Raw genomic sequence first — 18,900 nt, forward strand, 5'->3', positions numbered from 1 at the left:
GTGGTCGTGACTCCTACTCGGCCTTGATCGCCTGGAGCATGTTCAGCCGGGCCGCCCGCCGCGCCGGCCACAGCGCCGCGAGCACGCCCACCACCGCGGCCAGCAGCAGGAAGATCCCCATCCGTGCCCAGGGCAGGACCAGTTCGTATGTCGCCATCCCCGCCCCCACCAGCTCACCGGCCGCCCAGCCGAAGAACACGCCCAGACCGAGGCCGAGCACCGCGCCGAACAGCGAGATCACCAGGGACTCCAGCCGGACCATCCGCTTGATGCCCTTGCGGTCCAGGCCGATCGCCCGCAGCATGCCGATCTCCTGGGAACGCTCGAACACCGACATCGCCAGGGTGTTGACGACGCCGAGGACCGCCACGACCACCGCCATCGCCAGCAGGCCGTAGACCATGTTCAGGATCAGGGTGAACATCTTCGCGATCTCGTTGGAGAGGTCCTGCTTGTCCTGGACCTTGATCACGGGGCTGCTGCCGAGGGCCTTCTCCAGCGCGTCCTTCGCCGCGTCGGACGTGCCGTCGGCGGTCTTCACCATGACCATCATGTCGTCCGGTTCCGACTCGGCCGGTTCCGGCTCGTGCGGGTCGAGGACCGCGGTGTCGATCATGATGCCGCTGATCATCTCGTTGGCCTGGTAGACACCGGAGACCGTGAGCTTCTGCTTCTCGCCGTCCTCGTAGGCGACGGTGAAGGCCGAACCGGCCTTCCAGCCGTACGACTTCGCGGTGTCCTCGTCCACGACGACCCGCGTGCCGCCGACCTCGAAGGCGCCCTGCGTGACCGGGAACTCGGTCAGTTCCCCGATCGTGGCGCCGTTCACGCCGGTCAGGTACTCGTATTCACCGTCGATGCTGGCGTACGCGTTGCGCATCGGGCTGGTGGCGGTGACGTCGCCGGCCTGCTTCAGCTTCTTCTCGACGTCCGGCGACAGCGGATGCCCGTTCGCCATGGACACCATGTAGTCCGCCTCGATCGCGGAGGCCGCCATCTTGTCGATGGACTTCTGCAGGCTGCCGGCCATCACCGTCATCCCGGTGATCAGGGTGAGCCCGATCATCAGCGCGGACGCGGTGGCGGCGGTACGGCGCGGGTTGCGCACCGAGTTCTGCCGGGCCAGCTTGCCCGAGACCCCGAAGACCCGCAGCACCGGAGCCGCGGCGGCGATCAGCGGCCGGGACAGCAGCGGGGTCAGGACGAAGACGCCGATGATCAGCAGCACCGCGCCGAGACCCATCGGGGCCTGGCCGTCGGAGCCGTCCATCGTCGTGGCCGCGAGGACCACCGCGACACCGGCCGCCGAGAACAGCGCGCCCAGCGTGTTGCGCAGCACCAGTGACTTGGTGGTCGCCTGGGCGTGCAGCGAGCTCATCGCCGCGACCGGCGGGATCTTCGCGGCCCGGCGGCCGGGCAGCCACGCGGCGAGCATGGTCACCAGGATGCCGACCGCGAACGCGGAACCGATCGTGCCCGCACTGATCACCAAGGGCCCGTCGGGCATGGGCGCGTCCAGCGTCCCCATCAGGGAGCGCAGCCCCGCGCCGATGCCGACACCGGCGACGAGTCCGGCGACGGCGGCGACCGCGCCGACCACGAACGCCTCGATCAGCACCGACCGCGTGACCTGGCGCCGGGAGGCGCCGACCGCGCGCATCAGGGCCAGTTCCTTGGTGCGCTGGGCGACCAGCATGGTGAAGGTGTTGGCGATGATGAACGTACCGACGAACAGCGCGATGCCGGCGAACACCAGCAGGCCCTGCTTCAGGCCGCTCATCGAGGAGGCGATCGCCTCGGCCTGGTCGTCGGCGAGCCGCGTGCCCGTCGTGGTCTCCACGACGTCGGAGGGCAGCGCCTTCTCCAGCTGGTCCCGCAGCGCGGTGTCGCTGACGCCGTCCTTCGCCTTGACGGCGATCTCGTCGAAGGTGCCCGGCTCGCCGAGCAGCTTCTGCGCGGTCGCCGTGTCGAACAGGGTGAGGCTGCCGCCGGCCGCGACATTGCCGTCGTCGGTGGTGAAGATGCCGGTGATCTCCGGCTCCAGGACGGGCCCGTCGACCGACATCCTCACCGTGTCACCGACCTGGTAACCGGACCGCTCGGCGGTCTCGGAGTCGATGAGGATCTCGCCCTCGCCCTTCGGCGCGCGCCCGTCGACCAGCGGGTACCGGGGGTCCTCGGTACCCCAGTAGTTGCCGCCCTGCGACTGGAAGCCGTCGCCGACCAGCTTGCCGTCCTTGCCGGCGAGCGCGGTGAAGCCCTGGACGGTACCGATGGCCTGCGCGGCGCCGGGCACGGCGGCACTGTCGTCGACCAGTTCGCGGGTCAGCTTCCCGTACTCGCCTGCCTTGTCGCCCTCGCCCTCCTTCCACTGGGGGGTGACGGCGACGTCGACGTGGTCGAATCCCTTGGCGGACTGCTTCTGCAGGGCGTCGGAGAGGCTGTTGGTGAAGACCAGGGTTCCCGACACGAAGGCCACGCCGAGCATCACGGCGAGCACGGTCATCAGGAGCCGGGCCTTGTGCGCGGAGACATTGCGCAAGGCGGTACGGAACATGGAAGTTTTCTCGAGTCCAGACGTACGAGGGGGAGGGGCGGGCGGAGACGTGCGGGGCGGGTGTCAGCTGGTGCGGCCCTTGGCGTCGAACTGCTTCATGCGGTCGAGCACCGAGTCGGCCGTCGGCCCGTGCATCTCGTCCACGATCCGGCCGTCCGCGAGGAACACCACCCGGTCCGCGTAGGCGGCGGCGACCGGGTCGTGGGTCACCATGACCACCGTCTGCCCCAGCTCGCGCACGGAGTTGCGCAGGAAGCCCAGCACCTCGGCACCGGAACGGGAGTCGAGGTTCCCGGTGGGCTCGTCGCCGAAGATGATGTCGGGCCGGGAGGCCAGCGCCCGTGCCACGGCGACCCGCTGCTGCTGACCGCCGGACAGCTGCGAGGGCCGGTGGCTCAGCCGGTCCGAAAGGCCGACCATCCGGATCACGGTGTCCAGCCACTCCTTGTCCGGCTTGCGGCCCGCGATGTCCATCGGGAGGGTGATGTTCTCCAGCGCGGACAGCGTCGGCAGCAGGTTGAACGCCTGGAAGATGAAGCCGATCTTGTCCCGGCGCAGCCTGGTCAGCTGCTTGTCCTTCAGCGAGCCCAGCTCGGTCTCACCGATCCGCACGGAACCGGAGGAGAAGGTGTCGAGACCGGCCACGCAGTGCATCAGCGTGGACTTGCCGGACCCGGACGGGCCCATGATCGCGGTGAACTCGGCCTGCCGGAAGGCGACGGAGACCCGGTCCAGGGCGACCACCTGGGTCTCGCCCTGGCCGTAGATCTTCGAAAGCTCCGTGGCGCGCGCGGCCACGGCGGTGGTCCGGTCGGCGAGGGATGCGGTGGTCACGGGATGGACGCTCCTGTCGGGACGACGTGTTCTCGGGGGACGTCGTCCATCGTTCCGCCGCTTCACCGCCGTGTAGTCACCCGCTGCTCCGGTTCCGGGGGGCGACTCGGGAGGGACCGCCGGGCGCGGTGTCATACCTGGGGATGATGGCGGACCCTGAGCCGGGGGCGCGCGGAACAGGTGGAGCGCCCCTGTTCGGACGGTGAAATTCCGTCATTCCGCGTGCGTGACGGAGCGTCACACGCAAGGCTGTCGGCACGTGCTGACGGCGAGTTCCGAGGACTGATGCTCCCTCAGGCGCCAATAAAATAAGACAAGATCGGCCCCTCCCGCCGCTGTCCGCGGGAGGGCCACCGATAGGCTCGGAACCGCTAAGCGGAGCCCATGGCCTGCCCGGATGGTGGAATGCAGACACGGCGAGCTTAAACCTCGCTGCCCCTGAGCGGGCGTGCCGGTTCGAGTCCGGCTCCGGGCACCACCACGTATGCCGCTCCCGCGCGGCGACCGCCGCGCAAGGGCCCGGCCGGGAGCCCGGCACTCCTGGCAGTTGATCATCATCTGCGCGCCCCCTCGGTGACGGACGCTCCGGTGTGATCGCGCGTGCGCGCACTCGGGTCGGGCGGGGAGGACCGAGCAGGAGCACGCATGCCGGCCGGCGCGCGCCCCACCACCCGGGCCCGCCCCGGACGCCCCGGGGCGCCGCGCGATCGCCCAAGCGGGTGACCGGGGCCGGCGCGGGTACCGGACAGGTACCGGGCGGGTACCGGCTCGGTCATGGTTCGGGTCCTGGGAGTGAAGGGAATCACCCGACCGCGTAGCGTGTTGGGCAGCACAACGAGGGAAAGATCCTCCCCAAGCATTAGGGTCATTCCTTTGCCTACCTATTACTCTTGAGCCAAGGCCGCGTCGTGTGGCCATGGAGGAGTGAAATGAGGAGCAGTAACCCGGTCTTCTCGCGACGGGGGTTCGGCCGCGACAACGGCTACGCGGGCTTCAACACCGCGCCGCAGGCCGGGGGTCCCGCTGTCGCCACGCAGGCCAACCCGTACGCGCAGCCGACGGGCAACCCGTACGCCCAGAACCCCTACGCACAAGCGGACCTGCAGTACGGCGCACCGCCGCAGGCGCCGGCCACCACCGGCCGGATGACCATCGACGACGTCGTCATGCGCACGGGCACCACGCTCGGCGTGCTCATCGTCACCGCCGCGCTCTCCTGGGCGCTGCTGCCGGTCGACGACGCCAACATCAGCCGGTCCTACGGCATCGGCATCGGCGCCGCGCTGATCGGCATGGTCCTGGCGCTCGTGCAGTCCTTCAAGCGCAAGCCCACGCCGGCGCTGATCCTGACGTACGCCGCGTTCGAGGGTGTCTTCCTCGGCGTCATCTCCAACATCGTCGACAACCGCATCGCCGACGGCGCGGCCATGCAGGCCGTGATCGGCACCATGGCGGTCTTCGCCGGTGTGCTGGTGGCGTACAAGGCGGGCTGGATCCGCGTCAACCGCCGCTTCTACGGCTTCGTGATGGCGGCCGCGCTCGGCTTCATCCTGCTGATGGCGGTGAACCTGCTGTTCGCGGTGTTCGGCGGCGGTGACGGCCTCGGCTTCCGCAGCGGCCCGCTCGGCATCATCTTCGGTGTCGTCGGCATCATCCTCGGTGCCTGCTTCCTCGCCCTGGACTTCAAGCAGGTCGAGGACGGTATCGCCTACGGTGCCCCGCGCGAGGAGGCCTGGCTCGCCGCCTTCGGCCTCACGCTGACGCTGGTGTGGATCTACATGGAGTTCCTGCGGCTCATCGCGATCTTCAACAGCAGCGACTGACATCCCAGCAGTCCCAGGAGTACGGCCAAGGGCCCCGGGTTCTCATCCGGGGCCCTTCGTCGTGCCGGCGCGCGTCAGAGCAGTTTGCGCGCGGCCCTCCTCAGGTCGTACTCGTGGACGATCGCCTTGGCATGGCCGTACGCCAGGTCGTACTCGTGCCGGAGCCAGCTGACCTTCTCCTCGAAGCGGAAGAGCGACGGGCCTTCTTCGACGGTGCGCAGCCAGTCGGAGATCTCACGACCGGTGCAGTGGGGGATGCGGGCGAGCATGTTGCGATGGGTCTCCGCGGAGAAGACTTGGGACATCGGCGCCTCCGGACGCATGGGGTGTGAGCCGGTCCTTCAGGTCACCGTGCCTGAGCGTTCGCCCGTTGGCAACAGTCCTGCCGCGCCGCGTACGCTCACCGCGTGGTTGATACGACGCCCTTCACCCGTGCCGTGGATCATTTCGCCGACCGCCTGCGGGCCGCGCCGCAGAGCAGGCTGCAGCGGGGCGGGGCCGCCGAGGCGCTCGCCCTGGCCAGGGACTTGGCGCGGCGCACCCAGCTCGTCGAGGAGCCGGGCACCGAGCCCCGTGAGATGCCCGACGCGGGCATGTTCGCCGCCGCCGACCAGATCACCGTCGCCGGCCACGACCTGGCGCTCGTACTGAAGAGCGAGGACGAGGTACGGGAGGCCGTACGGCTGGTGGAGGAGGCGCGCGAGCGCGCCGGGGTCTAGCCGCCCGGAGGTCCGGAGCCGCCCCGGCGTCAGAGGGACGCGATGACGCGGTCCGCCAGGATGTAGACGTTCTCCTCGCCGCAGGAGAACGTCAGCGTGTACGCCCCCGAGATGCCGGAACCGCCCAGCAGGAACGGGGTCTCGCCCGCACGCAGGGCCGCGGCCAGGCGCTCCGCGGTCTCGCGGTGGCCCGGCGTCATGCACAGCGTCGTCCCGTCGGCGAAGACGTAGACGTCGAGGGTGCCCAGCGGGCCCGGGCGGACGTCGGTCAGCTCGGTGCGGGCGGCGGCCAGCTCCTCCAGGGTGGTCACCGTGCGCTCGTGGTCGTTCACGACCGGCGAGGGGTTCGGTACGAAGTCCGGGTGCGAGGGATGACGGCGGCGGGCCGCGGCCAGCTCCGGGGAGTCCCCGGAGTGCTCCTCGGCGTCCACGCCCGGCTCGGTCACCGGCTCCAGTCCCACGAAATCGGCCTGCCGGGGCAGGAACAGCTCACTGTCGGCCAGCCCCAGCAGGGACGGCGCGTCGGACGCGTCGCGGGCCTCCTGGGCGGCCCAGAAGGCCCGCGCCTCGGCGAGCTCACGCTCCCGCTCCTCGGCGAGCGCCTCCGCCACGGCGGCGCGTATCTCGTCGGCGCCGGCCGTGCGGGCGGGCGGAATGTGCGCGCGCGTGGTCGAGGCACCGCCCTCGGCCAGCGCGGTGTGCAGGGCCGCGACCTGTCGGCGCAGCACCATGATGCTGCGCAGGACGGCGACGCCCACGGCGCCGGTGGCGGCCGTGGTGATCAGCAGGGCGATCGGCATGGCGCTCACTGACGTACTCCCGGTTCAAAGTCGACCCCCGACTTCCTACATCAGCTTGAAGGGCGGACTAACCATCTGTCAGTGCGTAACATCACGAAACGGACAGGCCTTTGATGGTGCGCCTGAAAGGGGTCCGGTTCTGACCTGCGTGAATCCCCCTGCCGAGGGAGATAGGTCACATCCTGGGGGAGATTGGATCACGAAACGACCCGGACCCCCGGAGCTTCCGGGGGTCCGGGCCTCGACCTCACCGACCGTACCGCGACGGCTACGGTGCGCCCGCGGTGCGGGGTTCAGCTGAGGCGCTCGATGACCATCGCCATGCCCTGGCCGCCGCCGACGCACATCGTCTCCAGGCCGAACTGCTTGTCATGGAACTGGAGGGAGTTGATGAGCGTGCCGGTGATGCGGGCGCCGGTCATGCCGAAGGGGTGGCCGACGGCGATGGCACCGCCGTTGACGTTCAGCTTCTCCAGCGGGATGCCGAGGTCGCGGTAGGAGGGGATCACCTGGGCGGCGAACGCCTCGTTGATCTCGACCAGGTCGATGTCGTCGACGGTGAGGCCGGCGCGGCCCAGGGCCTGCTTGCTCGCCTCGACCGGGCCGAGGCCCATGATCTCGGGGGAGAGGCCGGAGACGCCGGTGGAGACGATCCGGGCGAGCGGGGTGAGGCCGAGCTCGCGGGCCTTGGTGTCGCTCATGATGACGAGCGCGGCGGCGCCGTCGTTGAGCGGGCAGCAGTTGCCGGCGGTGACGAGCCCGTCCGGGCGGAAGACCGGCTTGAGGCCCGCCACACCCTCCATGGTGACGCCGGCGCGGGGGCCGTCGTCCTTGCTGACGACCGTGCCGTCGGGGAGCGTCACCGGGGTGATCTCGCGCTCCCAGAAGCCGTTCTTGATGGCCTCCTCGGCGAGGTTCTGCGAGCGGACGCCGAACTCGTCCATGTCCTGGCGGGTGACGCCCTTGAGGCGGGCCAGGTTCTCCGCGGTCTGTCCCATGGCGATGTACGGGTCGGGCACCAGGCCGTCCTCGCGCGGGTCGTGCCAGGTGGAGCCCTCCGACCCGGCGACGGCGGCGGTACGGGCCTCGGCCTCGGCGAACAGCGGGTTGCGGGTGTCCGGGAGGCTGTCGGAGTTGCCCTTGGTGAAGCGGGAGACCGTCTCGACGCCGGCCGAGATGAACACGTCGCCCTCGCCGGCCTTGATGGCGTGCAGGGCCATGCGGGAGGTCTGCAGCGAGGAGGAGCAGTAGCGGGTGACGGTACAGCTGGGGAGGTGGTCCATCCCCATCTGTACGGCGACCACGCGGCCGAGGTTGTTGCCCTGCTCGCCGCCGGGGAGGCCGCAGCCGAGCATCAGGTCGTCGATGTCCCGCGGGTCCAGCTCGGGGACCTTGGCGAGGGCGGCCTGGATGATCGTGGCGGTCAGGTCGTCCGGGCGCAGGTCCTTCAGGGAACCCTTGAAGGCGCGGCCGATGGGGGAGCGGGCGGCAGAGACGATCACGGCTTCGGGCATCACGGCTCCAGAGATGAGGGGCGGCGCGTAGCGCCTCGTCGAGGGGTGGCGGTCGGGAGACGGGGGCGTACCAGATGGTCGGTGCGGGGCTTCCTGGGAAGTTACCCGGCCGTACGGACGGGGTCACGGGTGGCGCGATGTGACATGGGCCGCAATTGTCCAAGCGCTTGCTTAGGTGGTGGTCGCGGACGGCCGTGCCTCCTCCGGTGCCTTGACGGTCCGGGAGGTGCCCCCTGGGGCGGTGGGGGTGCCTCCCGCTCGGGCGGAGCCGGGAGCGGGAAGGCGCCCCGTGAGCGCCGGACCGCGCGACACCCCGGCCCCGCACCGGCACCGCCGACCGGTGCCCGCGGCCGCGTCGGCCGCCCGTTACGACGGCTGGGCCGAAGGCTCCGGTTCCGTCTCCGTGACCCTGCGGCGCCGACGCCGCTTCAGGAGGGCCCACGGCCCCCGCGGCCCCGCCGGCATCGCCGCGGTGACCTCCGTGCCCGCCTCGGCCGCCGCCTCGGCCGCCGCCCGGGCCACCGGCAGGAACCCCTCGCGGCGGGCGGCGTCCGGGCGCTCCTCCTCCGCCGGCCACAGCCCCAGCGCCGCGCACACCGTCGGCAGCACCGCCATCGCGGCCGTGGCGTACCCCTCCACCGAGGGGTGATAGCTGTCCGGCCCGAACAGCTCGCGCGGGTGCGCGGCGAACTCGGGCCCCAGCAGATCACCCAGCGACACCGTGCGCCCGCCCTGCTCGACGGCCCCGATCGTCTGTGCCGCCGCCAGCTGCCGCGAGGCCCGGCGGGCCAGCCAGCGCAGCGGCTGCCGCACCGGCTCGAGCGTGCCGAGGTCGGGGCAGGTGCCGACGACCACCTCCGCCCCGGCCGTCCGCAGCCGTCGTACCGCCGAGGACAGATGGCGTACGGACTGGGTGGGCGGCATGCGATGGGTGACGTCATTGGCGCCGATCATGATCACGCAGATGTCGGGCACCCGGGACGGATCCGCCAGCGTCCTCGTCACCTGCCGGTCCAGGTCGTCGGAACAGGCCCCGGGCACCGCGACCGTGCTCAGCCCCACCGGACGTTCCGCGACCGCCGCGACGCCCGACGCCAGCAGCGCGCCCGGCGTCTGCCCGGCCCGGTGCACGCCCTGCCCGACCGCCGTGGAGTCGCCCAGCATCGTCAGCCGCAGCGCCGGTTCGCCCGGCACCGTGTACGCCGCGCCGTACAGCCCGTCCGCGTTCGGTACGTGAGGAGTCGTGCCGTTGCCCACGCGGCGCCGCGCCAGCTGGGCCTCGGCCATCAGGAGCCCCACGGTGGCCGCCCCGGCCAGACCGATCCCCCCGCCGCCGTACGCCGCGCCGGCCGCGATCCGCCGGGCCACCCTCGCCCTCGACAAGCCCGTCATGCCTCGCCGCCACCTCCTCGAACCCGTACACCCAGTGCTTGCCCCGTACGGACCGTGGTCCAATCCCCACGGCGAGTGAACGACCCGGCCGGGTTCGGACCGGTGAGGGCCTAGGCTGGCATCACCACTACGACCACCTCTTTTGCAGCATCCGGAGACAACGGTGCAATTCCACGACTCGATGATCAGCCTCGTCGGCAACACCCCGCTGGTGCGGCTCAACAGCGTGACCAAGGGCATCAGGGCGACCGTCCTGGCCAAGGTGGAGTACTTCAACCCGGGCGGCTCCGTGAAGGACCGCATCGCCCTGCGCATGATCGAGGCGGCGGAGAAGAGCGGGGAACTGAAGCCCGGCGGCACCATCGTCGAGCCGACCAGCGGCAACACCGGGGTCGGGCTCGCCATCGTGGCCCAGCAGAAGGGCTACAAGTGCATCTTCGTCTGCCCGGACAAGGTGTCCACGGACAAGATCAACGTACTGCGGGCCTACGGGGCCGAGGTCGTCGTCTGCCCGACCGCCGTGGACCCCGAGCACCCCGACTCCTACTACAACGTCTCCGACCGGCTGGTGCGCGAGACTCCGGGGGCCTGGAAGCCGGACCAGTACTCCAACCCCCACAACCCCCTCTCCCACTACCACTCCACCGGCCCCGAGCTGTGGGAGCAGACCGAGGGGAGGATCACCCACTTCGTGGCCGGCGTCGGCACCGGCGGCACCATCTCCGGGACCGGGCGCTACCTGAAGGAGGCCAGCGACGGCGGCGTGCGGGTGATCGGCGCCGACCCCGAGGGCTCCGTGTACTCCGGCGGCTCCGGGCGGCCGTACCTGGTGGAGGGCGTCGGTGAGGACTTCTGGCCGACCGCGTACGACCGTGACGTCGCGGACGAGATCGTCGCCGTGTCCGACAAGGACTCCTTCCAGATGACCCGCCGGCTCGCCAAGGAGGAGGGCCTGCTGGTCGGCGGCTCCTGCGGCATGGCGGTCGTGGCGGCGCTGGAGGTGGCCTCGCGGCTCGGTGAGGACGACGTGGTCGTCGTCCTGCTGCCGGACAGCGGCCGCGGCTACCTCAGCAAGATCTTCAACGACGAGTGGATGGCCGACTACGGCTTCCTGGAGGACGCCGGCCCCAGCGCCCGCGTCGGCGACGTCCTGAACGACAAGGAGGGTGGCCACATCCCCTCCCTCGTCCACATGCACCCCGACGAGACGATCGGCCAGGCCATCGAGGTGCTGCGCGAGTACGGCGTCTCGCAGATGCCGGTGGTCAAGCCGGGCGCCGGTCACCCGGACGTGATGGCCGCCGAGGTCGTCGGCTCGGTGGTGGAGCGGGAGTTGCTGGACGCGCTGTTCAGCAAGAGCGCCTCGCTCGACGACCCGCTGGAGAAGCACATGTCCGCGCCGCTGCCGCAGGTCGGCTCGGGTGAGCCCGTCGCGGACCTGATGGCCGTCCTGGGCAGGGCGGACGCGGCGATCGTCCTCGTCGAGGGCAAGCCGACCGGTGTGGTCAGCCGCCAGGACCTGCTGTCCTTCCTCGCCGGGACCGGGAAGTGACGACGCGTCGGAGCGACCACCGGTGAGCCCGCCGTGAACGGCCGGGTGCCGACGCAGTGATGATCTTCGTGGACTTCGCGGAAGTGGTACGAGCGTGTCACGTCCGCGCAGCACTCGCTTAACACGCGTCCGGCAGATTGGTGGGTGTCGGCAGGGACGGGAGCGGCTCCCCGTTCCGGCCGGCGCCGAACGGCGTCGAAGGACCTCCGGAGCGGCTCCCGGACCTCCACGGACGCCTCGGACGCGCGGCCCGCCTCAACGGGCGCGCGTCCCCCGCGGGGACCGCCGTCGTCCCGCCCCCCGGCGACGGGGGTGCGGCGGTCCCCGCGTAACACGGCCTCAGTCGTCCCAGTCGCTGTCCCGGGTCGGTTCACGGCGGCCGAACAGGCCCGGGTTGGTCCGGGCGGCCTGGACGACGTTGACGCCGACGATGCCCAGCCAGGCAACCACCAGACCGGGCAGATGGCCCACGCCCCCGCCGATGGCGGACAGCGGCACCGCCAGGACCAGCGAGACGATGCCGAAGCCGAAGCGCTCGCCCCAGGTGTCCGTGGCCTGCGGCGACCGCGAGTCCCGGGCCACCGTCATCTGCTGCTCGGCGAACTGCCGGCGCACCCGGCGCTCCACCGCGCCGTCGATGCGCTGGTCGACCTTCTCCAGGAACGAGTCGACCAGCGCGGACTCGTACTCCTCGCCCAGCTCCCTGCGGGCCTGCAGGGAGGCGTCGAGTTCCTTCTTCAGCTCGGTGTCCCGCGCGTCCATTCCCGTCATGCGTCCCACGGTAGGGAGACGGGAGGCCGGTGGCACTGGGGGTAACCCCCCGCTCGGTCTCGGGTTCGCCGCACCGCTACTTCTTGCACATCTCCTCGTCGGCGTGGGACTGGCCGACGTCGACCTTCTTCGGCGGCGCGACGGGGACGCCGGCCTCCGTGAAGTCGGGGCCGAGGGTGAGCGTCATCGGTGTCGTTTCGCCGGCGTCCGTCGTGCCGGGCTTCATGGCCGAGGCGGGCAGGCCCATCAGATCGGCGAGCTTGCGGGCCTGGTCGGCCTGGCTCGGCGCGTACTCGAGCCGGGTCCTGTCGACGTCGGCCGGGGCGTTGCCCCCGTTGGTGGACCCGGCCACGCCCTCGCTGGTCTGCAGCCAGGTGAGGGTGTCCTGCGCGGCACCCCCCGGGCCACCGCCGTTGAGGACGTCGACGCGGATCTCGGACGCCTCGGCCCGTGCGCCCTCCAGCAGCTCGGCCTGCTTGTCCTTGGCGTCCTTCTCCTTCTTCTTCACCTCGGTGAAGGAGACGTCGTTCCGCAGCATGCTGAAGACCTTCGGGGCCTTGACCGGGTCCGGTACGACGGTGACGGGCGTGGGCTCGGCCGGGTTGTCCTTCACCGGCATGGTCATCATGGTGATGTTCTTCAGGTCGATCTTGCCGAGTTCCCTGGCGAGGGCGAGCAGCTTGCCGGGGCTGCCTATGCCCTTGTCCACGGTGAGGGACTTGGTGGCCGCGTCGGCGACGTCGAGCAGCTTCGACGGGCTGTCCAGCGTGTCCTCCTTCAGCTGGCGCAGCATCGACGCGACGAACTTCTGCTGCATCTCGATCCGGTCCAGGTCGCTCTCGTTCTTCAGACCGTGCCGGTTGCGGAGGAAGGAGAGCGCGTCCTCGCCCTGGATCGTGCGCTCCCCGGCCGGCAGATCGAGCCCGGATCCGCCGTCCAGGTCCTTGAGGGGCTTCTCCAGGCACACCTTGACGCCGCCGACCGCGGTGGACAGCGTCTTGACCGCGTTGAAGTCGAACATCATGAAGTGGTCGAGCTCGAGGCCGGTGATCTCCTCGACGGTGAGCATGGTGCAGCCCGGATCGCGGCCGTTGACACCGTAGGACTCGTTGAACTTGGTGGGGACCGTCGAGCCGGGGATCTTCTTGACGGAACCGTCGGACTGTTTGGACTCGCAGTCCGGAATGTTGATCATCAGGTCGCGGGGGATGCTCATCACGGTCGCGTTGGTGCGGTCCTCGGACATGTGGAAGAGGAGCGTGGTGTCGGCGTGGCCGGTGACGTTGTCCCGGTTGCCGTAGGCCTCGTTGCCCTCGCCGGTGCGGACGTCGTTGCCGATGACCAGGAGGTTGACCGGCCCGTCCGTCACGGCCTTGTCACTGCCCACGTCGCCGATGTCGACGGTGTCGATGTTGCCGTAGAGGCGGTCGTACCAGTAGTACGCGAACGCCGAACCGCCCACGAGGACCAGGCCGAGGACGCCTCCCGTCCACATCAGAGCCTTCTTCTTGCCGCTCTTCTTCGGCTTGCGCTTGCGGCGGCCGTGACCGGACGTGTCCTCCGGCTCGGGCGTGGGCGCAGGCGCGGGTACGGCGCGGCGACCGCGCTGGCCGGGTACGCGGACGGGCGCGGTGGAACCGGGGCGCGAGGCGCTGCGAGGGCTGGGCGCCTTCGGTTGCTCTGCGGAATCGTTCAGCCGCAGTTCGTATTCGCCGGTCTCCGGGTTGAGTACCCACTGGTCGGCAGGGTCGGTTCCGTCCGCCTGCCCACGACTCTGCGCGTCCACGCCTGTATCAGTCCTCCGTCGGGTGCCACATGGGTCGCCTGCGCCTCAAGACGCTCTGTTGTTCGACGAGTTACGCTATCCGGCCCGTTCGGGATGTGGCGACGTCGTAGCAAAATCGTCGAGTTCCGGATCTGTCGCCGAAACGGGCACAGGGTGCGATCCCCGAGCATGGCGACGCGCGGTCGGCACGACCCCGCGTGCGCCTGTATAACGGTATGCAGGAATTTCGATGGGTGAATAAGTCGAGGCGTCGAGGCGTCGAGGGAGTCAGGTCATGATCGCCACCGAGAGCCCCGCCGCGCGCCTCCAGGCGCTCTTCGAGGGGTACCGGCTGACGCCGACCCAGCGGCGCATCGCGCACAGCATGGTGCGGCGCGCCGCCGACGTGCCGTTCCTGTCCAGCGTGGAGCTGGCCGAACTGGCCGGGGTCAGCCAGCCGTCCGTGACCCGGTTCGCCGTCGCCCTCGGCTTCGACGGCTATCCCGCCCTGCGACGGCATCTGCGCGAGATCGCGCCCGCCGAACCGGCGCCGGAGACCGGCTCGTACAACGAGTACCAGCAGGCCGTCGAGGCCGAGATCGCGAACCTGCGGCATCTGGCGGAGGTGCTGGCCGACCCCCGGCCGGTGCGGCAGGCGGGCCGGCTGCTGGCCGGGAGCCGGCCGCTGCCCGTGCTGGGGCTGCGGGCCGCAGCGGCCCAGGCGCACGGGTTCGCCTACTTCGCCGCCAAGGTCCATCCGGACGTACGGCTGCTCGACGAGGGCGGCACGATGCTCCACGACCGGATCGACGCCGCCGCGCGGGCCGGGGCGAGCGCCCTGCTGTGCTTCGCGCTGCCCCGGCATCCCCGCGAGGTCGTCGACGCCCTCGACCGTGCCAAGGAGACGGGGCTGACCGTGGTCACCGTCGCGGACTCCCCGTTCGCGCCGGTCGCCAAGGCGTCCGACCTGCTGCTGCCCGCCGCCGTCGGTACCGGGCTGGCCTTCGACACGGCGTGCGCGCCGATGCTGCTGGGCCGGGTGCTGCTGGAGGCTATGTGCGACGAACTGCCCGACGCGCAGGCGCGGCTGGAGGAGTTCGACGCGAGGGCGGCGGCACGCGGGCTGTTCGTGGACTGACGGCACACGTGACGGCGGGGCGGTTCGCCCGTGTTCTCAGACTCGTCTCACCTTGCGCCGCTAACCTCCCGTGGTCACTGGCGTGAGAGACGGGAGGCTGGACGTGACACGCGGAGGACAAGGGCTGGCCCGGGTGGCCGTCGTCGTACGGGCCGGGGCCGCGCCACTGTGGTGGCTGGGAGTTGTCGCGGCGGGTACCGGGGTGCTGGTGCCGGGACTGACCGGGCGCCGGATCGGGGTACTGGCGGGCGCGGCGCTGTTCCTCGTGGCGGCGGCCGTCGTGGCGTACGGGCGGCGGGGGCGGTACCGTGCGCCGGCCCGTTCGGCGGCCCGGGCGGGCAAGCACGACGTGCTCCAGGACCGGGCGGTGACGGTCCGCAACTGGCGTCGCGGGCACCGCTGGTGGCTGCTGCTCGCCTTCCTCGCCGCACTGGGCACGGCGTTCGCGGTACCCGCGGCAGGGGGTCTGTTGCTCGCCGGGTGCGGAGTGGGCCTGTGGCTGAAGGCGGCCTGGATCGGGCGCCTGGAGCGGGCGGACGAGGTGCTGCTGTGGGTACGCGTCGACTGGCTCCGCGCGGGGGTGGGGCGGCCTGCCGGCAAGGCGGTCAAGGGATACCGGACGACCGGTGTCGCGGCGGGTGACGCGGCGCCCGGGGGCGCGCGTCGTCGGGCGTCGGCCCTCGTCTGAGACGGTCGCGGCTCCCTGCGGGGGGCGTGGTGGGTGATCGCGCCCGCGCGACGGAGCCGCGAGCCGGCACAGCCCCGCGCTCCTAGGGGATCAGGGCGTCGGTGTGGGCGGCGCCTGATTCGGTCACGATCTCCTCGATCGTCTGGGCGGTGCGTACCGTCGCGAAGGTGATGCCTCCCGCGCCGTCCGGGGTGAAGCCGTGGATGCCGGGGCGGGGGAGCGAGTTGTAGGCGTAGTGGTGGGCGAAGTAGTACGCGCCCGTGTCCAGTGCCGCCGCGTAGTCGCCCTGTTCCAGCAGCGGCAGTGACTGCGCCCGGGCGAGCAGGTCGCCCGCGAAACAGGCCGGTCCCGCCACGTCCTGCACGACCGCCGGACCTTCCTTGGGCCGCCCCTTCGCGTCGTACGCGGCGATCCGCAGCGGCCACGACGTCGGCGCGTACACCGTCCGCGTCGCCACCTGCACGCCCGCGTGCGTCACCGCGACCGACCGCCCGCCCGCGCTCTTGGCGTACTCCACGCGCGCGACCACCGTGCCGTGCTTGGCCAGCAACGACCGGCCGAACTCGGTGACCAGCCCGTACCGCCCGTCGAACAGTCCCGGTGCCGTCTCGGACAGCAGGCGCGCGTACTGCCCGTACGTCGGTGTGCTCGCCTCGGAGGCGAAGTTCACCGGCAGTCCGCCGCCGATGTCGACGGTGTCGACCTGGTGCCGTCCGGCGCGCCGGTTGATCTCCTCCGCCAGTTCGTACGTCTGAGCGACCCCCCGCGCCATCATCGTCAGCGCGATGCCCTGGGAGCCGGTGTGCGCGTGCAGCCGGGTCAGCCACGGCCGGTCCAGATACGCCCGTACGACCCACTCCCGCGCGCCCTCGTCGCGCAGCGCCACCCCGAACTTCGAGGTCGCCGTGGCCGTGGACAGTGCCTCGATGGAACCGCCGCCGACCTGCGGGTTGACCCGGATGCCGACGGGGGAGCGGGAGCCGGATTCCGCCATCAGGGCGTCGAGGCGGGCCAGTTCCTGCGGGTTGTCCGCGTTGACGGCGATGCCCAGCGCGAGCGCCTCCCGCAGTTCGGCGGGTGTCTTGGCCGGTGAGTCGAGGACCGTCCGCCCGGGCTCCACCCCCGCCGCCCGCGCCAGCGCCAGCTCACCCGGGCTGGCCACCTCCGCGCCGATGCCCTCCGCGCGCAGCAGCCGCAGTACCGGCACCAGTGGGCTCGCCTTCACCGCGAAGGCGTGCAGCACGGGCGTGCCGGGCGCCGTCACCGCGTCGAACGCCGCCCGCAGTTCGGCCGCCGACTCCCGGATGCCGGTGACGTCGAGCAGGGCCACCAGGGGGGTGCCGGCGTCGAGCAGCCCCTGTTCCACGGCGGCCCGCACCGCCTCGTCCCGCCGGGCCGCCCGCCCGTCGGCGTACACGTCCACCTCGTCCGTCCGGCCGTCGTCGTGGGTCACCGCGTCCCCCGTCCTGTCCGCGTTCTCCGTGTCCGAGCGCATGCGTCCAGCCAAACATCCCCCGCACGGCCGCGCCGACCCGCCCCCGTCTTGACTAGTTCTATTCAGGACATGAGTATGTGAATATCTGCAGTAATCGTCCGCAGTACAGGAGGCCCCCATGTCCGGACCCCGCACCGTCCGAGCGCCGCGCGGCACCGAACCGAGCGCCCTGGGGTGGCAGCAGGAAGCCGCCCTGCGGATGCTGCAGAACAACCTCGACCCGGAGGTCGCCGAGCACCCCGACAAACTCGTCGTCTACGGCGGCACGGGGAAGGCCGCCCGCGACTGGCGCTCCTTCGACGCCATGGTGCGGACGCTGAGGACCCTCAAGCAGGACGAGACGATGCTCGTCCAGTCCGGCCGCCCGGTCGGCGTCATGCAGACCCACGAGTGGGCGCCGCGCGTCCTCATCGCCAACTCCAACCTCGTCGGCGACTGGGCCAACTGGGAGGAGTTCCGCCGCCTGGAGGCCCTCGGTCTGACCATGTACGGGCAGATGACCGCCGGCTCCTGGATCTACATCGGCACCCAGGGCATCCTCCAGGGCACCTACGAGACCTTCGCCGCCGTCGCCGCGAAGCTGCATTCCATCGGTAAAGGGGTCGACGGCACCCTCGCCGGGACCATCACGCTCACCGCGGGACTCGGCGGGATGGGCGGCGCCCAGCCCCTCGCCGTCACCATGAACGACGGCGTCGCGATCTGCGTCGACTGCGACCCCCGCGCGATCGAACGCCGCATCGAGCACCGGTACCTCGATGTGAAGGCCGACTCGCTCGACCACGCCCTGCGGTTGGCCGTCGAGGCCCGCGACGCCCGCCGCCCGCTGTCCATCGGGGTCCTCGGCAACGCCGCCGAGCTGGTGCCGCGGCTGCTCGCCATGGGCGCGCCCATCGACATCGTCACCGACCAGACCTCCGCCCACGACCCGCTGGCGTACCTCCCCGCCGGGATCGCCTTCGACGACATGGCGGACGCGGCCGCGAAGGACCCGGCCGGCTTCACCACCCGCGCGCGTGAGTCCATGGCCCGGCACGTCGAGGCGATGGTCGGCTTCCAGGACTCCGGCGCGGAGGTGTTCGACTACGGCAACTCCATCCGCGGTGAGGCGCAGCTCGCCGGGTACGACCGCGCGTTCGCCTTCCCGGGATTCGTTCCGGCGTACATCCGGCCGCTGTTCTGCGAGGGCAAGGGGCCCTTCCGATGGGCCGCGCTGTCGGGCGACCCCGCCGACATCGCCAAGACCGACAAGGCGGTTCTCGACCTCTTCCCGGAGAACGAGTCGCTGGCCCGGTGGATCAGGATGGCGGGGGAGCGGGTGCACTTCCAGGGGCTGCCCGCACGCATCTGCTGGCTCGGCTACGGCGAGCGCGACAAGGCCGGCGAACGCTTCAACGACATGGTCGCGAGCGGCGAGCTGGCCGCCCCGGTCGTGATCGGGCGGGACCACCTCGACTGCGGTTCCGTCGCCTCCCCCTACCGCGAGACCGAGGCGATGCTGGACGGGTCCGACGCCATCGCCGACTGGCCGCTGCTGAACGCGATGGTGAACGTGGCTTCGGGGGCGTCGTGGGTGTCGATCCACCACGGTGGAGGTGTCGGCATGGGGCGGTCGATCCATGCCGGGCAGGTGACGGTGGCCGACGGGACCGCGTCGGCCGGGGAGAAGATCCGGCGGGTGCTCACCAACGACCCCGGCATGGGCGTCATCCGGCACGTCGACGCCGGGTACGACATCGCGGAGTCGGTGGCCGGCGAGCGGGGTGTCCGCGTGCCGATGCGGGAGGGTGACCCGGCATGAGCGACGGCAACTCCTCGGCGGGGGCGTCGCCGCCCACGGGTCCGGCTGCGC

15 protein-coding genes and 1 tRNA gene are annotated in these 18,900 nt (G+C 71.2%); 7 read left to right on the forward strand and 9 right to left on the reverse strand.

What is annotated here, in order from left to right; all coding sequences use genetic code 11:
• Positions 1–13 precede the first annotated feature (13 nt).
• Positions 14–2,557: an ABC transporter permease gene (locus tag ACFXAE_RS08540; RefSeq protein WP_384710031.1), complete on the reverse strand. Its 2,544-nt coding sequence runs from the start codon at positions 2,555–2,557 to the stop codon at positions 14–16.
• 63 nt (positions 2,558–2,620) lie between these two features.
• The gene (locus ACFXAE_RS08545; protein ID WP_384710034.1) at positions 2,621–3,391 is read right to left on the reverse strand and encodes an ABC transporter ATP-binding protein; all 771 of its coding nucleotides are present in this window, start codon (positions 3,389–3,391) and stop codon (positions 2,621–2,623) included.
• A gap of 391 nt (positions 3,392–3,782) precedes the next feature.
• Here ACFXAE_RS08545 and ACFXAE_RS08550 point away from each other — a divergent pair.
• Both ACFXAE_RS08550 and ACFXAE_RS08555 read left to right on the forward strand, forming a co-directional pair.
• Positions 3,783–3,869, forward strand: a tRNA-Leu gene (locus ACFXAE_RS08550).
• Between the two features lie 451 nt (positions 3,870–4,320).
• The gene (locus ACFXAE_RS08555) at positions 4,321–5,214 is read left to right on the forward strand and encodes a Bax inhibitor-1/YccA family protein (protein WP_384710037.1); all 894 of its coding nucleotides are present in this window, start codon (positions 4,321–4,323) and stop codon (positions 5,212–5,214) included.
• 74 nt (positions 5,215–5,288) lie between these two features.
• Here the strand turns inward: ACFXAE_RS08555 and ACFXAE_RS08560 are convergent, their stop codons facing one another.
• Positions 5,289–5,519: a DUF4287 domain-containing protein gene (locus tag ACFXAE_RS08560; RefSeq protein ID WP_037939887.1), complete on the reverse strand. Its 231-nt coding sequence runs from the start codon at positions 5,517–5,519 to the stop codon at positions 5,289–5,291.
• A 102-nt stretch (positions 5,520–5,621) separates the two neighbouring features.
• Between ACFXAE_RS08560 and ACFXAE_RS08565 the strand changes: the two genes are divergently transcribed.
• On the forward strand, positions 5,622–5,933 hold the full coding sequence (locus tag ACFXAE_RS08565; RefSeq protein ID WP_384710040.1) for a hypothetical protein: 312 nt from the start codon (positions 5,622–5,624) through the stop codon (positions 5,931–5,933).
• Between the two features lie 29 nt (positions 5,934–5,962).
• On the opposite strand, the gene ACFXAE_RS08570 is transcribed toward ACFXAE_RS08565, so the two are convergent.
• From ACFXAE_RS08570 to ACFXAE_RS08580, 3 genes are all read right to left on the reverse strand, one after another.
• Complete coding sequence (locus ACFXAE_RS08570) at positions 5,963–6,742, reverse strand: hypothetical protein (RefSeq protein ID WP_384710043.1); 780 nt, start codon at positions 6,740–6,742, stop codon at positions 5,963–5,965.
• Between the two features lie 284 nt (positions 6,743–7,026).
• Positions 7,027–8,247, reverse strand: a complete 1,221-nt coding sequence (locus tag ACFXAE_RS08575) for an acetyl-CoA C-acetyltransferase (RefSeq protein ID WP_384710045.1) — start codon at positions 8,245–8,247, stop codon at positions 7,027–7,029.
• A gap of 366 nt (positions 8,248–8,613) precedes the next feature.
• Positions 8,614–9,639 (reverse strand): SGNH/GDSL hydrolase family protein, encoded by a 1,026-nt coding sequence (locus ACFXAE_RS08580; RefSeq protein WP_384710048.1) that lies wholly within the window; start codon positions 9,637–9,639, stop codon positions 8,614–8,616.
• 163 nt (positions 9,640–9,802) lie between these two features.
• Between ACFXAE_RS08580 and ACFXAE_RS08585 the strand changes: the two genes are divergently transcribed.
• Entirely contained in the window at positions 9,803–11,191 is a 1,389-nt protein-coding gene (locus ACFXAE_RS08585) for a cystathionine beta-synthase (RefSeq protein WP_384710051.1), read from the forward strand.
• Positions 11,192–11,530: 339 nt separating this feature from the next.
• On the opposite strand, the gene ACFXAE_RS08590 is transcribed toward ACFXAE_RS08585, so the two are convergent.
• Together ACFXAE_RS08590 and ACFXAE_RS08595 are read right to left on the reverse strand one after the other, a co-directional pair.
• Complete coding sequence (locus tag ACFXAE_RS08590; protein ID WP_384710132.1) at positions 11,531–11,953, reverse strand: hypothetical protein; 423 nt, start codon at positions 11,951–11,953, stop codon at positions 11,531–11,533.
• Positions 11,954–12,038: 85 nt separating this feature from the next.
• On the reverse strand, positions 12,039–13,748 hold the full coding sequence (locus tag ACFXAE_RS08595; protein WP_384710054.1) for an LCP family protein: 1,710 nt from the start codon (positions 13,746–13,748) through the stop codon (positions 12,039–12,041).
• 274 nt (positions 13,749–14,022) lie between these two features.
• Between ACFXAE_RS08595 and ACFXAE_RS08600 the strand changes: the two genes are divergently transcribed.
• Together ACFXAE_RS08600 and ACFXAE_RS08605 are read left to right on the forward strand one after the other, a co-directional pair.
• Positions 14,023–14,865 (forward strand): MurR/RpiR family transcriptional regulator, encoded by an 843-nt coding sequence (locus ACFXAE_RS08600; RefSeq protein WP_384710057.1) that lies wholly within the window; start codon positions 14,023–14,025, stop codon positions 14,863–14,865.
• Between the two features lie 103 nt (positions 14,866–14,968).
• A complete protein-coding gene (locus ACFXAE_RS08605; RefSeq protein WP_384710060.1) occupies positions 14,969–15,553 on the forward strand; it encodes a hypothetical protein in 585 nt (194 codons plus the stop codon).
• 82 nt (positions 15,554–15,635) lie between these two features.
• On the opposite strand, the gene ACFXAE_RS08610 is transcribed toward ACFXAE_RS08605, so the two are convergent.
• Entirely contained in the window at positions 15,636–17,048 is a 1,413-nt protein-coding gene (locus tag ACFXAE_RS08610) for a diaminopimelate decarboxylase (RefSeq protein WP_384710062.1), read from the reverse strand.
• 118 nt (positions 17,049–17,166) lie between these two features.
• Between ACFXAE_RS08610 and hutU the strand changes: the two genes are divergently transcribed.
• Positions 17,167–18,849: a urocanate hydratase gene (hutU, locus tag ACFXAE_RS08615; RefSeq protein WP_384710065.1), complete on the forward strand. Its 1,683-nt coding sequence runs from the start codon at positions 17,167–17,169 to the stop codon at positions 18,847–18,849.
• Positions 18,850–18,900: the final 51 nt, after the last annotated feature.

The sequence above is a fragment of the Streptomyces sp. NPDC059454 genome, from assembly GCF_042749965.1.
Taxonomy (GTDB): Bacteria; Actinomycetota; Actinomycetes; order Streptomycetales; family Streptomycetaceae; genus Streptomyces.

Coding starts and splice junctions, on each gene's coding strand:
- ACFXAE_RS08540 (WP_384710031.1), bottom strand. CDS start 2,557: ATGTTCCGTACCGCCTTGCGCAATGTCTCCGCGCACAAGGCCCGGCTC.
- ACFXAE_RS08555 (WP_384710037.1), top strand. CDS start 4,321: ATGAGGAGCAGTAACCCGGTCTTCTCGCGACGGGGGTTCGGCCGCGAC.
- ACFXAE_RS08560 (WP_037939887.1), bottom strand. CDS start 5,519: ATGTCCCAAGTCTTCTCCGCGGAGACCCATCGCAACATGCTCGCCCGC.
- ACFXAE_RS08575 (WP_384710045.1), bottom strand. CDS start 8,247: ATGCCCGAAGCCGTGATCGTCTCTGCCGCCCGCTCCCCCATCGGCCGC.
- ACFXAE_RS08580 (WP_384710048.1), bottom strand. CDS start 9,639: ATGACGGGCTTGTCGAGGGCGAGGGTGGCCCGGCGGATCGCGGCCGGC.
- ACFXAE_RS08590 (WP_384710132.1), bottom strand. CDS start 11,953: ATGGACGCGCGGGACACCGAGCTGAAGAAGGAACTCGACGCCTCCCTG.
- ACFXAE_RS08600 (WP_384710057.1), top strand. CDS start 14,023: ATGATCGCCACCGAGAGCCCCGCCGCGCGCCTCCAGGCGCTCTTCGAG.
- ACFXAE_RS08610 (WP_384710062.1), bottom strand. CDS start 17,048: ATGCGCTCGGACACGGAGAACGCGGACAGGACGGGGGACGCGGTGACC.
- hutU (WP_384710065.1), top strand. CDS start 17,167: ATGTCCGGACCCCGCACCGTCCGAGCGCCGCGCGGCACCGAACCGAGC.